Source organism: Streptomyces sp. NPDC058401 (assembly GCF_042722885.1).
Lineage (GTDB): Bacteria > Actinomycetota > Actinomycetes > Streptomycetales > Streptomycetaceae > Streptomyces.
Window position 1 is genome coordinate 14,755 of sequence record NZ_JBHXKA010000050.1, and the last position, 16,527, is coordinate 31,281.

The following is a 16,527-nucleotide window of genomic DNA, read 5'->3' on the forward strand; positions in this document are numbered from 1 at the left end:
GCTGACTGCCCGGGTCCTCGTTTGCCGCGATCTGCGTCCCCCGGGGTGTGGCTCTTCTATTACTTCCGGGTCAACCTTTTCCGGGTGGGGGCTCCCGGTTTCCCGGCGGGCCCCCCCCCCTCCTCCGTTCCCCCCTCCTCCGTTCCTCCCTCCCCGCACCCCCACCGGCAGGCAAGGAATCGTCATGCGAAAACCCCGTTTCACGCTCCACGCCCTCCTCGCGGGAGCCCTGGCCACCGTCCTGGCCGCGAGCCTCGGCGCCACGGTGACCAGCGCACCGGCGCGGGCCGCGGACACGGTGCTCGTCCAGGCCGAGTCGTACGCGGCGCAGTCCGGCGTCCAGGTCGAGACGACCGGCGACACGGGCGGCGGCCAGAACGCCGCGTACCTCGCCAACGGCGACTGGATGCGCTTCGACGGCGTGGACCTGGGCGCCTCGGGTCCGCTGAGCGTCTCGGCCCGGGTGGCCTCCGCGGTCGGCGGACCCGGCGCCGTCGAGCTGCGCACGGGGTCCGTGACGGGCCCGCTGCTCGCGCAGTTCGAGATCACCGCCACCGGCGGCTGGCAGAGCTGGGCGACGCGGACCGCCGACGTGGCCGCCCACCCGGCCGGCCCGCAGACGGTGTTCGCGGTCCTGCGCAGCAGTGGGGCCGGGGACCTCGTGAACATCAACTGGTTCTCGTTCGCGGCCGGTTCCTCGCCGGGCTGGGTGAAGGTGGACCAGGCGAAGTGGGACGCCCAGCTGGCCGGGTTCCGCGCGATGACCCCCGCTCCGGTGCCCGCGAACGCGGTCCGGGTGCCGGAGTTCAACGCCACCTGCGTCTACAGCCATTCCAAGCCCGACGACCCGATCGTCGCCCCGGGCCTGCCGGGCGCGTCCCACATGCACAGCTTCTTCGGCAACCGCAGCACGGACGCCTTCAGCACGGCGGAGTCGCTCGCCGCGCACACCGCGACGAGCTGCACCCCGGCCAAGGACCTCTCCAGCTACTGGATTCCGACCCTCTACGACCACGGCAGGGCCGTGGAACCCGAGGGCATGATCGTCTACTACGGGTCCCGGCTGCCCGACCCCTCGGCGACGGTGCCCTTCCCCCGGGGGTTCCGGATGATCGCGGGCAACGCCAAGTCGCAAGTGCCCACTCCGGCCGGCTCGGTGAACCAGTTCTGGTGCGCGGGCGAGGGCGGCGAGATCGGCCGCAGCGCCGACGGCAACTGGCCGGTGTGCGCGCCGAACGCCAAGCTCGTGTACCAGCTGGTCTTTCCCGACTGCTGGGACGGCAAGCACCTCGACAGCCCCGACCACAAGTCGCACGTGTCCTTCACCACCGTCAACGGCACGTGCGGCGGCGCCTATCCGGTGGCCATCCCCTCCGTCTCCTTCGTCATCGGCTACCCGACGGGCGGCGGCCCGGACGGCCTCTCGCTGTCCTCGGGCATGGCCTCCTCCATCCACGGGGACTTCTTCAACGCCTGGGACGACGCGGCCCTGGGGCAGCGCGTGAAGGACTGCGTCGTGCAGAGCGCCAAGTGCAACTCCGCCGGTACGTTCTGACCCGGCGGCCCGCGTGGGCGCTGCTCGCGGCGCTCCTGGTCACCGGCTGCGGCGCGCAGCCGGTGGCCGGGACGCCGCGGGCGGCGGTCTTCAACCCCACCGACGTCGCCTGGATCCAGCTGATGATCCCCATGGACGAGCGGGCGCGGTTGCTGACCGGCTTGGCCCCGGGGCGGGGCGGGGATCCGGCGCTGGTGCGGTTCGCGGAGCGGGCGGCGGATCGGCAGGAGGCCGAACTCGCCCGGCTCCGCACGCTCTTGGTCCTGTCCGCGGCGCCCGACACCCGGCCGCACGAGGGGCACGACATGCCGGGCATGGTGTCCGCCGACACGCTGCGCAGGGCGGGAGCGCTCTCCGGGGAGGAGTTCGACCGGGTCTTCGCCGAAGCCCTGCGCGCCCACCTCACGCAGTCCCTGCTGCTCTGCGCGGGCGAACGCGCCTCGGGCGGGGCCGGGGCGGCGCGGGAGCTCGCCGGGGAGGTGGAGAAGGCCGGCGCGCAGGAGCTGGCCCTGCTCGACGCGGCACGCCCCGGCAAAAGTTGAGAATTGTTCACTTTCCATTGACAGGGCGGGTCCGGGGACCCGAAAGTGCCGTGAACGTCCCCGACCGAAGCGAGTCCGCATGACAGCGTCCGTACCGCCCTCGCCGCCCGTTCCGCGTTTCCCGGCCGGTTTCCGGTGGGGGGTCTCCGCCTCCGCGTTCCAGATCGAGGGCTCCCCCACCGCCGACGGCCGGGGGCCCTCCTCCTGGGACGCCTTCACCCGGGAGGCGGGGCGCGTCAAGGACGGCTCGCACGCGGAGGTGGCCACCGACCACTACCGCCGCTACCGCGAGGACGTGGCCCTGATGGGCGGACTGGGCGTGGACGCCTACCGGTTCTCCGTCTCCTGGTCGCGGGTCCTGCCCGACGGGCACGGGGCCGTCAACCGGGCGGGGCTGGACTTCTACGACCGGCTCGTCGACGAGCTGTGCGCCGCGGGGATCGATCCGGTGCCCACCCTGTTCCACTGGGACACCCCGCTCGCCCTGGAGGAGCGGGGCGGCTGGCTGGAGCGCGACACCGCCGAGCGGTTCGCGGCGTACGCCTCGGTGGTGGCGGAGCGGCTCGCCGACCGCGTGCCCATGTGGATCACCATCAACGAGCCCGCCGAGGTGACCCTCCTGGGGTACGGCCTCGGCGAGCACGCCCCGGGCAAGCAGCTGGTCTTCGACGCCCTGCCTGCCGCCCACCACCAGCTCCTGGCCCACGGGCTGGGCGTACAGGCCCTGCGCGCGGCCGGCGCCCGCCACATCGGCATAGCCGCCTCGCACAGCCCCGTGTGGGCCGCCGGCGAGAGCGAGGAGGACCGGGCCGCCGCCGCGCTGTACGACACCCTCACCAACCGCCTCTTCGCCGACCCGATCCTGACCGGCGCCTACCCGGACGGCCTTGAGTCCCTGCTGCCCGGACCGGTGGCCGAGGACCTCCGGGCGATCTCGGCGCCGCTGGACTGGTACGGGGTCAACTACTACAACCCGATGCTCGTCGGCGCCCCCACCCCGGCGGGCACCTCCGCCTTCGGCGGGATCGAGATCCCCTCGGGGCTCCCCTTCGGCTTCCGGGAGATCGAGGGGTACGAGCGCACCGACTTCGACTGGCCGGTGGTCCCGGACGGGCTGCGCGAACTGCTCGCCACCCTGCGCGAGCGCTACGGCGACCGGCTGCCGCCGCTGTACATCACCGAGAACGGCTGCTCGTACGGGGACGGGCCGGACCCGGGCACGGGCCGGATCGAGGACGCCCGCCGGATCGCCTACCACGAGGGTCACGTGCGCGCCCTGCACGAGGCGATGACCGAAGGGGCCGACGTCCGCGGCTACTTCATCTGGTCGATCCTGGACAACTTCGAATGGGCGGAGGGCTACCGCCAGCGGTTCGGCCTGGTCCACGTCGACTACGAGACCCTGGCCCGGACCCCCAAGGAGTCCTACGCCTGGTACCGCGACCTGATCAAGAGCGGCAGGTGACCGCCGGGCCGAAGGCCGAGGCGGAGCAGGAGGCCGGCACCCCGCCCGGCGGCCGCTGGGTGAGTGCGCTGTCCCTGGCCAACCTCGGGGTGTGGGTCGGCTGGTTCGGCCCGCTCCAGCTGCTGCTGGCCCGCCAGGCCGAGCAGCTCACCCCGGACCACAAGGCCTCCACCCTCGCCCTGGTGACGGGGCTGGGGGCGGCCGTCTCGATGGTCGCCAATCCCGTCTTCGGAGCACTGTCCGACCGTACGACGGCGCGTGCGGGCCGCCGGATCCCCTGGGTGGTCGCCGGGGTGACGGGCGGGGCGGCCGGCCTGGTGGTGCTCGGGCTGGCGCAGAGCCTCGCGGTGGTGATCGCGGGCTGGTGCCTGGTGCAGCTCGCCCTCAACGCCGCCTTCGCCGCTCTCACCGCGGCCGTCCCCGACCAGGTCCCGGCCCGGCAGCGCGGGCTGGTCGGCGGCTGGCTCGGCGTCTCCCAGGTCATCGGGATCCTGGTGGGCACGGCGCTGGCCACGGTCGCGGGCGGAATCACCGCCGGCTATCTGGCCTGTGCGGCCTTCTCGGTGCTCGCGGCCGTGCCGTACGTGCTGATGCGGCGGGATTCGGTGCTCGCCCCCGCCGCGCGGCCGGCCTTCCGCCGGCGCGGGTTCCTGACCGGCTTCTGGATCGACCCGCGCCGCCATCCCGATTTCGGCTGGGCCTGGCTGACCCGGTTCCTGATGAACCTCTCGTACTCGATCAGCACGATGTACCTGCTGTACTACCTGACCGACGCGGTGCGCTACCGGGGCGACGCCGACACCGGGGTCCTGATCCTCACGGCGCTCAACGCCCTCACCCTGCTCTCCACGGTGGTGATCAGCGGCATCCGCTCCGACCGCAGCGGCCGCCGGAAGTCCTACGTCATCCGGTCGGGGCTGGTCATCGCGGCGGCCACGCTGCTGCTCGCCGTGTGGCAGACCTGGACCGGCGCGGTCGTCGCCTCGCTCGTCCTGGGCCTGGGTTTCGGTGTGTACACGGCGGTGGACTTCGCCCTGCTCACGGACGTGCTGCCGACCGCCGAGGACCGGGGCAAGGATCTTGGGGTGATCAACATCGCGAACGCGCTGCCCCAGGTCCTGGCCCCGGTGATCGCGGCCCCGGTCGTCACCCACCTCGGCGGGTACACGGCCCTGTACGCACTGGCCGGAGCCCTGGCGCTGGCGGGATCGCTGCTGGTCAGGAGGATCCGCTCGGTTCCGTAGGCCTTCGTGGGGCTTCGTGGGCGGGCCGGGCCGCCGGGACCCCTCCGCGTGAGCCCTGGCACATTTCTCACCCTTTTTGTCCGATTTGGACCAGACTTGTGTGGTTCGGATTCCGAAGCGACAGGGAGAGACATGCGACGCGCCCACGGCCGTACGGCCACCACGCGGATCGCCCTGATATCGGCCGGTACGGCCGCCGTCCTCGGCCTCGGCGGCATCACCGCCGGCTCCGCGGCAGCCACGGGCACGCCCGCCCCCGACCGGACGGCAGCGCCCACCTCGGCGGCCCCGGCGGCAGCCCCGGCGCCCGCCGGGCAGCAGGTCCTCTCCACCTTCACCGTCGCCTATCCCGCCGCGCCCTACCGCACGCACAACATCGCGCGCGCCGTGGAACTGATCAACGGGGCCGTCGTCGAGCAGGGCGACAGCTGGAGCCTCAACCGGGCGGTGGGCGAGCGGACCGAGGCGAACGGCTTCGTCGACGGCATCATGATCAACGACGGCCGCTACGTGAAGGCCCCCGGCGGCGGGATCTCCGCGGTCGCGACGACCATGTACAACGCCATGTTCTTCGCGGGCCTGAAGCCGCTGGAGCACGGGGCGCACTCCTTCTACATCGAGCGCTACCCGGAGGGCCGCGAGGCCACCGTTGCCTGGGGCACCCTCGACCTGCGCTGGCAGAACGACTCGGGGCACCCCGTGACCATCCGGGCCACCTCCACCCCCACCTCGGTGACCGTCACCCTGCTCGGCACGAAGCAGTACGACGAGGTCCGCGCGACCAAGGGCCCGCGCACCCACGTCACCCCGCCGGTGAAGCGCACCGTCACCGGCCCCACCTGCGAGCCGCAGACCCCGCTGGAAGGCTTCGACGTCTCCGTCGACCGCGTCTTCGTCCGGGGCGGCTACGAGGTCGGCCGCGAGACGTTCCGTACGCACTACACTCCGCGCGACGAGATCGTCTGCGCCCCGGAGTCCCCCACGGCCACGCCCGGCACACCGACCCCGTCCACGGGCACGACGCCCGCGGAGTCCGGCCCCGCATCCGCACCTTCCGCCTCTGCCCCCGCCTCCCCCTCTGCACTCGTCTCCCCCTCTGCCTCCCCCTCCGCCTCCTCCTCCGCGTCCTGAGCACCTGCGGCCCCTGAGCGCAAAATTGGTCTGCGGATCTCTACAACCCCCGAGCCCGGTCGCAAGTCAAACCCCCCGACAAGATCGAAGGCGTGGACAGCAGCAGAAAAAAAGGGGGGCCGGTGCGCAATCGCCGACTCGTAGTGTCAGCCGTCGCCATCGCCGCGGCCGGTGTGGGTTTCGTACCGGGTTCGGCGAACGCCGCCGATCCGGTGCCGCCGGGCGTCCAGGGGCTGATCCAGCCGGGCTTCGATGTGAAGAAGGCAGGGCGGGCCGAAGCCCAGAAGTTCGCCAGTCCGGCCGGCAAGGCGGTGCGGTCGACGCTGCGCGGCTCCGGGGCCAAGGCCTCGGCTCCGCAGGGCGCCGACGGGAACCCGGGCCTGTCACTCGTCCTGGGTGCCGAGGCCACCTCGGCGCACGGGTTCCGGCTGGTCACCACCATCGGGAGCGCGGACGTCTCGCTCAACGTCGTCATCGACTGGGGCGACGGGACCTCCGACCGGGCCGACGCTTTCGGCGACGAGGTCCTGACCACCGAGCACGTCTACGCGGAGGCCGGTGAGCACCAGGTCAAGGTCTCGGTGAGCGACCCCGTGAACCAGGCCCAGATCGTCAACGAGCTGCCGCTCCTGGCCGTGGGCTCGGATTTCACCCCGTACGGGCCGACCCGCCTGCTGGACACCCGCAACGCCATCGGTGGCGGCGCGGCCAAGGTGCCCGCGTACAAGAGCGTCCGCGTGAAGGTGGCCGGCAACGGCAAGATCCCGGCCGGGGTCACCGCGGTGGCCCTGAACGTGACCGTCACCAATGCCCGCAGCGGCGGCCACGTGATCGCCTTCGCCTCGGGCCGCGAGCGGCCGGCCACGTCGAACCTCAACTTCGCCCCCGGCCAGACGGTGCCGAACCTGGTGATCGTTCCGGTCGGCAAGGACGGCTTCGTGGAGCTGTACAACGGGGGCTGGGACTCGATCGACCTGATCGCGGACGTCACCGGCTACTTCAGCCGGACGCAGGCCAGTGGCTACACGCCGAGCGCTCCCGTGCGCATCGTCGACACCCGCGAGGGCCTGGGGCGGGGCGGCAAGCGGGGCCAGGTGGCGGGCCAGGGATCCTTCACGATCCAGTTCCCGCGGGGTCTGTACACGGCCGTCGCGCTCAACGTGACCGTCACCAACCCGCGCGACGCCGGTCACCTGACGGCCTACCCGGGCGACCAGCCGGCGCCCACGACCTCGAACCTGAACTTCCTCGGCGGGCAGACGATCGCCAACTCGGTGATCGTCCCGGTCGCCGCCGACGGCTCGGTGACCATCCGCAACGGATCCTGGCAGCCCGCCGACGTCGTCGTCGACATGGTCGGCAACTACAGCACGGACAGCTCCGGTTCCCTCATGACGCTCGACGAGCCGGGCCGTGCCGTCGACACCCGTGCCGCGAACTCCGACGGCCCGGTCCCCGCACGGGGGTACTACGCCTTCCCGTTCTCCCCGGACGAGCCCGGCATCTCCGGCTACGTCCTGAACACCACGGTCACCAACACGCGCGGCGCCGGTTTCCTCTCCGTCGCTCCGGACCCGAACTCGGAGGCGGACTACGAGAACGGCACCAACGTCTGGCCCGAGAGGCCCGTCTCCTCGACCTTGAACTGGACCAAGGCCGCAACCGTCCCGAACCTCGCGCAGGCGGGCTCGGGAACCAACGGCATCGTCGACTTCTGGAACCAGGGGTGGGAACCCACGGACCTGATCGTCGACATCTTCGGCTACTACGAGACCAACTGATCTGCGTGCGCCGCCGCTCCGGGACCGGCCGTCGGGCCGTTCCCGGGGTGGCGGCGCTGCACGTCACACGAAGCACGACACGCAATGGGGGGCCCATGCGCCATCACCGATTCATCCTCTCCGCCGCCTTGGTGGCGGCCTCCGTCGGGCTCGTGCCCGGCACGGCTCACGCAGCAGATCCCGTCACCCCGGCTGCCCGCGCGGACGACGCGCCGGCCGGCGACACCCGGACGGAGGCCGGCCCGAAGAATTCGGACTTCGAGATCTCCCTGTTCGCCGCCCCCATCACCGCGCACCGCGTTCAGGTGATCGTCCAGACCCTGGACCGGCTCCGCTCGTACGAGCTCGTCTACGACTGGGGCGACGGGACCACCACCAAGGCGCCTTCCGCCGGCCTCGACGCCACCTGGGAGTACCACACGTACGCCGAGGTCGGCGCGTACACCGTCACGGTCACGGCGACGGACACCACGACCGGCGCACAGGCCGTGCAGACGGTCAAGACCGTCACGGACGGTACCGAATACACCCCGCACGCGCCCACCCGACTGCTGGACACCCGTTCGGGCCTCGGCGCGGCGAAGGCCAAGGTCGGCGGTCGCCAGTCCGTGGCCCTGAAGGTCGCGGGCAACGCCGCGATCCCCGCCGACGTCGTCGCCGTGGCGCTCAACGTCACGGTCACCAACACCGTCGACGCGGGTCACGTCGCGGTCCAGCCCGGCCGGACGCCCCACGAAGCACGCACCTCGAACCTGAACTACGTAGCGGGCCAGTCGGTTCCGAACCTGGTGATCGTGCCGGTTCGTGACGGACACGTGCAGATGTTCAACGGCGGCTGGCAGCCCGTCGACCTGATCGCGGACGTCACCGGCTACTTCAAGGCCTCAGCGGCCAGCGGCTACACCTCGCTGTCCCCGGTCCGTGCCGTCGACACCCGCGAGGGCCTCGGCACGCCGAAGGGCCAGGTCCCCGGCTACGGCACCTTCGACGTCGCGATGGCCGGGCGCAGGGGCGTCCCCAAGGGCGCCACCGCCGTTGCTCTCAACCTGACCGCCACGAACCCGCAGGAGTCCGGTCACCTGACCGCCTACCCCAGCGGGCACGCGGTACCGGCCACGTCGAACGTGAACTTCTCCGCCGGTCAGACCGTCGCCAACGCGGTGATCGTCCCGATCGGTCCCGACGGGAAGATCACCGTCCGCAACGGCAGCTGGAAACCGGCCGATGTGGTGATCGACGTCGCCGGCTACTACAGCCCCGACAGCCAGGCCGCCTTCAGGCCCGAGGAGCCGCGTCGGATCTTCGACAGCCGCACGGACTCCTGGTTCCGGTCCCGTGGACCACTGAAGGGACGCGCTTTCGCTACGGTTCCGGTCTTCGGCCGGTCGGATTCGCTCGAGGCCGTGGTGCTGAACAGCACGATCACCAACACGGCCGGGTCGGGCTTCCTGTCGGTCGCCGCGGATCCCAACGAGTGGGAGGACTACGAGACAGGAAGCGCCCTCACGCCGGAGCGGCCCGTCTCCTCGGCCCTGAACTGGACGCGGGGCACGACCGTCCCGAACCTGGTCCAGGCGGCGGCCGGGAAGGGGCAGATCCTCGACTTCTGGAACCAGGGCTGGGAATCGGCCGATCTGGTCGTCGACCTGCTCGGCTACTACGACCCTAAGTAGCCGGGAGCCGCGCCGCCGGGTCACGGCACGATCAGGATCTTGCCGCGCACCTCGCCCCGGTGGAGCCGGTCGATGGCGGCCGGGGCCTCGGCGAGCCGGCAGGTGAGGTGGACGGCCGGGGACAGGGTGCCTTCGTCGACGTGCCGTCCCAGGATCTCCAGGTCGGCCTGACGTTCGGCGGCGACGAACCCCTTCAGGCCGTGCCGTACGAAGGGGTTCAGCAGCGCCGCCCACAGGACCCGGCCCATGCCGCCCAGCAAGGGGCCGCCGCCCTCGCCGCCGACGATGACGAGGGTTCCGCGCGGGGTCAGGGCGCGCCGGAGGTGGGACAGGGGCCGGTTGCCCGCGGTGTCCAGGATGAGGTCGTAGCGGCGGACTCCGTCCGCGAACTCCTCGCGGGTGTAGTCGATGACCTCGTCCGCGCCGAGCGCCCGCACCAGCTCCGTCTTCCCGGTGCTGCACACTCCCGTGACGTGCGCCCCGTACGCCTTCGCCAGCTGCACCGCGAAGGTGCCGACGCCGCCCGCGGCCCCGATGACCAGGACCCGCTGCCCCGGCCGTACGCGCCCCGCGTCGCGCAGCGCCTGGAGGGCGGTGAGGCCGGAGATCGGGAGGGCGGCCGCCTCGGCCAGCGGCAGCCCCGCGGGCCTGTGCGCCAGCTTGTCCTGGCGGGCGGTCGCGTACTGCGCGAAGGAGCCCTCGCAGATCCCGAACACCTCGTCGCCCACCGCGAAGGCGCTCACCCCCTCGCCGACCGCCTCGATCCGCCCGGAGACCTCCCGGCCGCGTACGGGCACCTTGGGTGCGCGCAGCCCGTATCCGAGGAGCCGCAGCAGGTAGGGCTTGCCGGTCATGAGGTGCCACACGCCCGCGTCCAGGGCGGCGGCCCGGACGGCTATGAGCACCTCTCCCGTGCCCGGTCCCGGCGTTTCGACGTCCCGGAGCTCCAGTACCTCGCTGCTGCCGTACGCGTCCTGCGCGATCGCCTTCACGGCGCCGTCCCTTCCTCGTCTGCGTCGTCTGCGTCGTCTGCGTCGTTTCCGTACTGGAAGACCTGTTCGAGCGATACCGCGAAGACGCGGGCGATCCTGAAGGCCGTCTCCAGCGAGGGCGAGTAGCGGCCCTTCTCGATGGCGATGACGGTCTGCCGGGTCACCCCGATGCGCTCCGCCAGCTCCGCCTGGGTCATCTCCCCGCACTCGAAGCGCAGGATCCTGATCCGGTTCGTGATGCCGGTCGGCTTCACCACGGCTGGAACCCCCAGCGGTAGGCGGCGAGCTTGACGGCCGAACCGAGCACCGCCGAGAGGACGAAGCCCAGGTAGAGGGCGTTCGAGATCCAGAAGCGGTCCGCGCCGGCCATCGACAGGATCAGCGCGGCCACGGCGCCGATGACGAGGAAGGACTGCCCGGCGTGCTCGCCGAGGCGGCCGATCTCCTTGTCCCGCTGGTCCTTCACGTCGGCCTCGCCGGGCTTGGCCACCGCGACCGCGATGTTGAGGAGGATCGCGGCGGCGATGGCGCCGCCGACCGTCCAGAGCAGCGCGGTGACGTACGGGACCTCCGTGAGGGGGACCCCGTCGCCGGACCGGCCCAGGACGAGGGCCAGGTAGACCGCGTATCCGACGACCGCGACCACCCCCATGATCCATGCGCGCTTCTCTTCGAAGGCCACGACCCGCACCCGCTCCCATGTAAAAGAACTTTGACATCACGAAGGTAAAAGAATCCATACCTCGTGTCAATAATCTCTTACATGCGGCTCCGGGGTCCGCGGCCCGGGCCCCGTGTCACCCGGGCGCGCGGCCCCGCTGGCACCACGGCCGTACCCCGGGCTTGCTGGACGAATGAGACCAGAAGCACCGGGGACGCCCCCGGGACAGAGCCTGAGCACTCCCAGGGCCGCGGGGCTCGCGGGGGTCCTCTTCGCCGTCCTCATGGCGGCGGCGATCGTGCTGGCCCGGATCGGGCTGCCGGAGGGGGGCGGCGCCGCCGACCTCAAGGTCACTTCGGGGCAGCGGGACGCGGTGACCACCGCGCTGGAGCTCGTCCCCTTCGCGGGCATCGCCTTCCTGTGGTTCATGGGTGCGCTGCGGGAGCACTCCGGCGAAGCGGAGGACCGGTTCGTCACCACCGTCTTCCTGGGCAGCGGGCTGATCTTCGTCGCCAGCCTCTTCGGCGCCGCCGCGGCCGCGGGGACGGTGCTGGACGCCGATGCGCCCCAGGAGTTCGGCCGCCACTTCGCCTACACGCTGCTGACCACCTACGGGATGCGGATGGCCGCCGTGTTCGTGTTCGCGACCTCCACGATCGGCCGCCGGCTCGGGGTCTTCCCGCGCCCGCTGGCCGTGACCGGGTACCTCGTAGGCCTGGTGCTGCTGGTGGCGGGCTCCTCCGTGCCCTGGTCCGAGCTGGTCTTCCCGGCCTGGGCCCTGCTCGTGAGCCTGTACATCCTGCGGTCGGGGCGGGGTCGCCGGCCCGCCTCCTGAGGGCGACCGCGAACCACTCCGATGGCGGTACCTGACGCGCTCCTTAGCGCCATCGCGCGCACGCTGGTGCGGGTAGGCCCAGGGGGGCACCGAAAGGACACACCTTGCTGAGGCTCGTCGTCGATCTCAACCGGTGCCAGGGATACGCGCAGTGCGCCTTCCTCGCCCCCAACGTCTTCGCGATGCACGGGGACGAAGGGCTGCTCTACGATCCGCAGGCCGAGGACGCCCAGCGCGAGCGCGTGGCCCAGGCCGCGGCCGCCTGCCCCGTGCAGGCGATCCTCGTGGACGATCTGGACCTGGCCGCCCCCGCCCCGGCCCCCGCCCGCTCCGGAGGGAAGGCCTCCGATGGCTGACACCGCCCTGGACCAGCTCAAGCGCTCCGGCCGCATCGTGGTCGTCGGCGCCTCACTGGCCGGCCTGCGCGCCGCCGAGGTCATCCGGGAAAAGGGCTTCGCCGGCACCCTGACCATGATCGGCGACGAGCCCCACGAGCCGTACGACCGGCCGCCGCTGTCCAAGCAGGTGCTGCTGGGCAAGGCCGACGCCGAGCGCACCCTGCTCCCCCGGCGGCGCGACATCGACGCCGAATGGCGCCTCGGCGTCGCGGCCACCGGGCTCGACATGGCGGCCCGTACGGTCAAGCTCGCCGACGGCGAGGAGGTTCCGTACGACCGGCTCCTGATCGCCACCGGGGTCCGGGCCCGGCCCTGGCCGAACGAGGCCGAGGGTGAGCTCACCGGGGTCTTCACCCTGCGCACCCGCGAGGACGGGGCGGGCCTGGCCCGCGCCCTGGCCGCCGGACCGCGCCGGGTCCTGATCATCGGCGCCGGGTTCACCGGCTCCGAGATCGCCTCGGCCTGCCGCGAACGCGGGCTGGAGGTCACCGTCGCCGAACGCGGCAACGGCCCCCTGGTCGGCGCCCTCGGCGGGGTGATCGGGGCCGTGGCCGCCGAGCTCCAGCGGGAGAACGGCGTGGACCTGCGGACCGGGATCTCGGTGACCGCCCTGGAGGGCGACTCCACGGGCCGGGTGCGCGCCGCGCACCTCTCCGACGGCACCACGCTGGAATGCGACGTGGTGGTCGTCGGGCTCGGCGCCCAGCGCAACACCGAGTGGCTGCTGGGCTCCGGCCTCGGCGCGGGTCCGCGCGGCATCGCCTGCGACGCCGGCTGCCGGGCCTTCGACCTGCGCGGCATCGTCACCGACGACATCTACGTGGCGGGCGACGTGGCCCGCTCCCCGCACGCGCTGTTCGGGTACCAGTTCCTCTCCCTGGAGCACTGGGGCAACGCCGTGGCGCAGGCCGAGACCGCCGCCCACAACATGATGAGCGAGAGCACCGACCGCCGGCCGCACCTGTGGGTGCCGGCGTTCTGGTCCTCCCAGTTCGGCGTGAACATCAAGTCCGTCGGCGTTCCCTCGATGGGCACCGAGATCATGATCACCCAGGGGTCCCGGTCCGAGCGCCGGTTCACCGGGGTCTACGGCTACCAGGGCCGGGTCATCGGGGCCGTCACCTTCGACAACGGGCGCTGGCTGCAGTTCTACGAGAAGCAGATCGAGAGCACGGCGCCGTTCCCGCCCCCGTTCACCACGGTGGACCGCCGCCCCGACGGGCAGCGGCCGATCCCGGCCGACTTCCCGGACCCCTCGGTGCCCACGCACGGCCCGACCATCACCCTCAGCGGGTACTCGCCGGCAGACCGCCGGATCGCCACCTTCACCCCCGCCGGGCACTGACCCGCACGTTCCCGGAGGACCCCCATGGCCCACGGCATCCTGAGCCAGATCCTGGACTATTCCAGCCGCGCGAACCCGTACCCGCTGTACGAGGAGCTGCGCAAGACCCCCGTCTTCCACGACGGGACCGGCCCCTACGTCATCAGCACCTACTACGACATCCAGAGCCTGCTGCACGATCCGCGGCTCAGCTCCGACGCCCGCAACCTGGCCGCCACGGCCGGGGACCCGCTGGCCGAGGGCGGGGAGGCGGAGGAGACGGCGCTGCCGCCGAGCTTCCTGAAGCTGGACCCGCCGGAGCACGACCGGCTGCGCCGGATGACCAACCGGCCCTTCGGGCCGCCGCACTCCCCGCACCGCGTGGACGGGATGCGCGGGGGGCTGCAGGACATCGTCACCGGTCTCATCGACAACCTCGGGGACACGGAGGACATCGACCTGGTCGACCAGTTCGCGTACCCGTTCCCGGTGACGATGATCTGCCAGCTGCTCGGCGTACCGCGCGAGGACGAGCCCAAGTTCCACGTGTGGGCCGACACGCTCGCCGCCAGCCTGGACCCCGATCCGGACGCCGATCCGGCCGAGCGGCAGCGCAAGACCCACGACTCCCGCATGGAGCTGGGCATGTACCTGGCCGGGCTGATCGAGCAGCGCCGCAAGGATCCCGGCGAGGACATGCTCTCCCAGCTGGCCGTGGGGCACGGCCCGGACGAGTCCATGTCCACGATGGAGCTGCTGAGCACGGCGGCCCTGCTGCTGATCGCCGGCCACGAGACCACGGTCAACCTGATCACCAACGGGATGCTGACCCTGCTGCGCAACCCGGACGTGCTGGCGCACCTGCGGCAGGAGCCCGGGCTCGCGGTGCCGCTGGTGGAGGAGCTGCTGCGGTTCGAGCCCCCGGTCCAACTGCTGCCGCAGCGCACCCCGTTGGTGGACATCGAGGTCGGCGGGATCACCATCCCGAAGGGGTCCTCGATGTGGCTGATCCTGGCCTCCGGCAACCGGGACCCGAACCGCTTCGAGAACCCGGACCGCTTCGACCCGTACCGCAAGGACATCCAGCACCTGGGGCTGGGCAGCGGCATCCACAGCTGCTTCGGCGCCCCGCTGGCCCGGCTGGAGGCCCAGCTGGCGCTGAGCGAGCTGGCCCGGCGGCTGGAGAACCCGCGGCTGCTGGAGGATCCGCCGCCCTACCGGCAGAACGCGGTCCTGCGCGGGCCCCGGCACCTGCGGATCGCCTGCGACGGGATCCGCGCCTGAGCGAGCCCTGAGCGGGGCCCGGACCGGTCACGGTCCGGGCCCCGCTCGCGGCTACCAGCCGAAGCGGCGGTCGACCTCGCGCTCGAACTCCTCGAAGCTCAGCACGTCGTCGCCGTCCGCGTTCGCCCGGTCGAAGAGGGCCGAGGAGGTGTCCACGTCGCCCACGGCCCAGAAGGGCAGGTCCCCCTGGGCGGCGAGCGTGGGGCCCTTGCTGCGCAGGGCCGTGATCACCTCGACCCTGGTCAGCACCCCGTCGCTGTTCAGGTCGAGCGCGTCGAAGAGCTTGCGGGCCTTCTCACTCATGACAGGTCCTTTCGATGGGCGGCGCTGTGCGGGCGACGGCGGGGCGCGGGCCCCGGGCGGTCAGCTTATGACCCGCCTCCGCGCCGCCCTCGGCCGGTGTCCCCCGCTACCGCACGCCGTCCGCCAGGACCGCGACGGGAGCCTCGCGCTGCTGCGGCAGGGGCGCCGGCAGCGGGGCCCCGGCGAGCGGCGCGGACCGGAGGTCCTCCTGCTGCCGGAGCGCCACCGTCCGCGTGGGGGCGGGGATCGAGATGCCCTCCGCCCGGAACCGGGCGTGCAGCCGCTTGATGAACTCGTGCTTGATCCGGTACTGGTCGCTGAACTCGCCGACGCCGAGGATCACCGTGAAGTTGATCCTGGAGTCCGCGAAGGTGTGGAACCGTACGGCCCCTTCGTGGTCGGGGACCGCGCCGTTGATGTCCGCCATCACCCCGTCGACCACGTCCAGGGTCACCCGCTCGACGTGCTCCAGGTCGCTCTCGTAGCCCACTCCGACCTGGACCAGGATCGACAACTGCTGTTCGGGCTGGGTGAAGTTGGTCATGTTCGTGCGCGCGAGACGTCCGTTGGGGATGATCACCAGGTTGTTGGACAGGTTGCGGACCACGGTGTTGCGCCAGTTGATGTCGACGACGTACCCCTCCTCGCCGCTCGTCAGGCGGATGTAGTCGCCGGGCTGCACGGTCTTCGAGGCGAGGATGTGCACGCCCGCGAAGAGGTTGGCGAGGGTGTCCTGAAGCGCCAGGGCGACCGCGAGACCACCCACGCCGAGGGCGGTGAGCAGGGGCGCGATGGACACCCCCACGGTTTCGAGGGCGACGAGCAGCCCCATCGCGAGGACCAGGACGCGCGTGATGTTGACGAATATGGTGGCCGATCCGGCCACTCCGGTCCGGGCCTGGGCCACGGACTGGACGAGCCCGGCGACGACGCGGGCCGCGCCGATCGTGGCCACGAGGATGAGCAGCGCGGTCAGCGAGTGGTTCACCCACCCGGAGGCGCGCGGTCCGAGGGGCAGCGTCGAGGCGGCCACGGCGGTGCCCGCGATGACGGCCGCCGCCGGTGCGAGGGTGCGCAGTGCGTCGACGATGATGTCGTCTCCGCTCCACCGGGTCCTGAGGGCGTGCTTGGCCAGCCAGCGCACGAGGGCGCGCAGGAGCAGCCCGGCCAGGGCGCCCGCCGCGAGGGCGATGCCGGCGACCAGCCAGTCGTGCAGGACGAGTTCCCGGGTCAACGGACGTCCTCCGCCCCTTGCCGGACCGGGGAAGCCGAGGCTGGCCCTGCGGGCCGCCGGATGAGGGGTGTGGTCACCTTGTCACCTGTCAGTTCGTCGCACATG

General features: G+C 72.0%; 16 protein-coding genes. 11 read left to right on the top strand and 5 right to left on the bottom strand.

The annotated features are described in order from the left end of the window. The first annotated feature begins 184 nt into the window (after positions 1 to 184). The 7 genes from ACFWNV_RS19865 to ACFWNV_RS19895 all read left to right on the top strand — a co-directional run bounded on the left by ACFWNV_RS19865 (position 185) and on the right by ACFWNV_RS19895 (position 9,391). Positions 185 to 1,555, top strand: coding sequence for a DUF1996 domain-containing protein (locus ACFWNV_RS19865; protein WP_383948447.1), 1,371 nt, complete (start codon positions 185 to 187; stop codon positions 1,553 to 1,555). After that, complete coding sequence (locus ACFWNV_RS19870) at positions 1,531 to 2,097, top strand: DUF305 domain-containing protein (RefSeq protein ID WP_383948450.1); 567 nt, start codon at positions 1,531 to 1,533, stop codon at positions 2,095 to 2,097. Before ACFWNV_RS19865 ends, ACFWNV_RS19870 begins: the two co-directional genes overlap by 25 nt. 79 nt (positions 2,098 to 2,176) lie before the next feature. Then, positions 2,177 to 3,562: a GH1 family beta-glucosidase gene (locus tag ACFWNV_RS19875; RefSeq protein WP_383948452.1), complete on the top strand. Its 1,386-nt coding sequence runs from the start codon at positions 2,177 to 2,179 to the stop codon at positions 3,560 to 3,562. Beyond that, positions 3,559 to 4,806 (top strand): MFS transporter, encoded by a 1,248-nt coding sequence (locus ACFWNV_RS19880; RefSeq protein WP_383948455.1) that lies wholly within the window; start codon positions 3,559 to 3,561, stop codon positions 4,804 to 4,806. The genes ACFWNV_RS19875 and ACFWNV_RS19880 overlap by 4 nt, the downstream gene beginning before the upstream one ends. 132 nt (positions 4,807 to 4,938) lie before the next feature. After that, positions 4,939 to 5,937, top strand: a complete 999-nt coding sequence (locus ACFWNV_RS19885) for a VanW family protein (protein ID WP_383948458.1) — start codon at positions 4,939 to 4,941, stop codon at positions 5,935 to 5,937. Between the two features lie 122 nt (positions 5,938 to 6,059). Beyond that, entirely contained in the window at positions 6,060 to 7,718 is a 1,659-nt protein-coding gene (locus ACFWNV_RS19890; RefSeq protein WP_383948461.1) for a PKD domain-containing protein, read from the top strand. 95 nt (positions 7,719 to 7,813) lie between these two features. Further along, complete coding sequence (locus ACFWNV_RS19895; protein ID WP_383948464.1) at positions 7,814 to 9,391, top strand: PKD domain-containing protein; 1,578 nt, start codon at positions 7,814 to 7,816, stop codon at positions 9,389 to 9,391. A 20-nt stretch (positions 9,392 to 9,411) separates the two neighbouring features. Here ACFWNV_RS19895 and ACFWNV_RS19900 read toward each other — a convergent pair whose 3' ends face one another. The 3 genes from ACFWNV_RS19900 to ACFWNV_RS19910 are packed head-to-tail and all read right to left on the bottom strand — an operon-like array spanning position 9,412 to position 11,065. Continuing rightward, positions 9,412 to 10,383 (bottom strand): NAD(P)-dependent alcohol dehydrogenase, encoded by a 972-nt coding sequence (locus ACFWNV_RS19900; RefSeq protein ID WP_383948466.1) that lies wholly within the window; start codon positions 10,381 to 10,383, stop codon positions 9,412 to 9,414. After that, positions 10,380 to 10,640 carry a helix-turn-helix transcriptional regulator gene (locus ACFWNV_RS19905; RefSeq protein ID WP_383948469.1) on the bottom strand — a complete coding sequence of 87 codons (261 nt, stop codon included), beginning with the start codon at positions 10,638 to 10,640 and terminating at the stop codon, positions 10,380 to 10,382. Before ACFWNV_RS19905 ends, ACFWNV_RS19900 begins: the two co-directional genes overlap by 4 nt. After that, entirely contained in the window at positions 10,634 to 11,065 is a 432-nt protein-coding gene (locus ACFWNV_RS19910; RefSeq protein WP_383948472.1) for a hypothetical protein, read from the bottom strand. The genes ACFWNV_RS19905 and ACFWNV_RS19910 overlap by 7 nt, the downstream gene beginning before the upstream one ends. 172 nt (positions 11,066 to 11,237) lie before the next feature. Between ACFWNV_RS19910 and ACFWNV_RS19915 the strand changes: the two genes are divergently transcribed. The 4 genes from ACFWNV_RS19915 to ACFWNV_RS19930 all read left to right on the top strand — a co-directional run bounded on the left by ACFWNV_RS19915 (position 11,238) and on the right by ACFWNV_RS19930 (position 14,885). After that, positions 11,238 to 11,879 carry a hypothetical protein gene (locus ACFWNV_RS19915; RefSeq protein WP_383948475.1) on the top strand — a complete coding sequence of 214 codons (642 nt, stop codon included), beginning with the start codon at positions 11,238 to 11,240 and terminating at the stop codon, positions 11,877 to 11,879. 107 nt (positions 11,880 to 11,986) lie between these two features. Further along, positions 11,987 to 12,235 (top strand): ferredoxin, encoded by a 249-nt coding sequence (locus tag ACFWNV_RS19920; RefSeq protein WP_383948546.1) that lies wholly within the window; start codon positions 11,987 to 11,989, stop codon positions 12,233 to 12,235. Then, positions 12,228 to 13,622 carry an NAD(P)/FAD-dependent oxidoreductase gene (locus tag ACFWNV_RS19925; protein WP_383948477.1) on the top strand — a complete coding sequence of 465 codons (1,395 nt, stop codon included), beginning with the start codon at positions 12,228 to 12,230 and terminating at the stop codon, positions 13,620 to 13,622. Before ACFWNV_RS19920 ends, ACFWNV_RS19925 begins: the two co-directional genes overlap by 8 nt. Before the next feature lie 24 nt (positions 13,623 to 13,646). Next, positions 13,647 to 14,885 (top strand): cytochrome P450, encoded by a 1,239-nt coding sequence (locus tag ACFWNV_RS19930; protein ID WP_383948480.1) that lies wholly within the window; start codon positions 13,647 to 13,649, stop codon positions 14,883 to 14,885. Between the two features lie 51 nt (positions 14,886 to 14,936). Here the strand turns inward: ACFWNV_RS19930 and ACFWNV_RS19935 are convergent, their stop codons facing one another. Together ACFWNV_RS19935 and ACFWNV_RS19940 are read right to left on the bottom strand one after the other, a co-directional pair. Continuing rightward, entirely contained in the window at positions 14,937 to 15,188 is a 252-nt protein-coding gene (locus tag ACFWNV_RS19935) for an EF-hand domain-containing protein (RefSeq protein ID WP_327250773.1), read from the bottom strand. Between the two features lie 106 nt (positions 15,189 to 15,294). Continuing rightward, positions 15,295 to 16,422, bottom strand: coding sequence for a mechanosensitive ion channel family protein (locus tag ACFWNV_RS19940; RefSeq protein WP_383948484.1), 1,128 nt, complete (start codon positions 16,420 to 16,422; stop codon positions 15,295 to 15,297). Positions 16,423 to 16,527 lie beyond the last annotated feature (105 nt).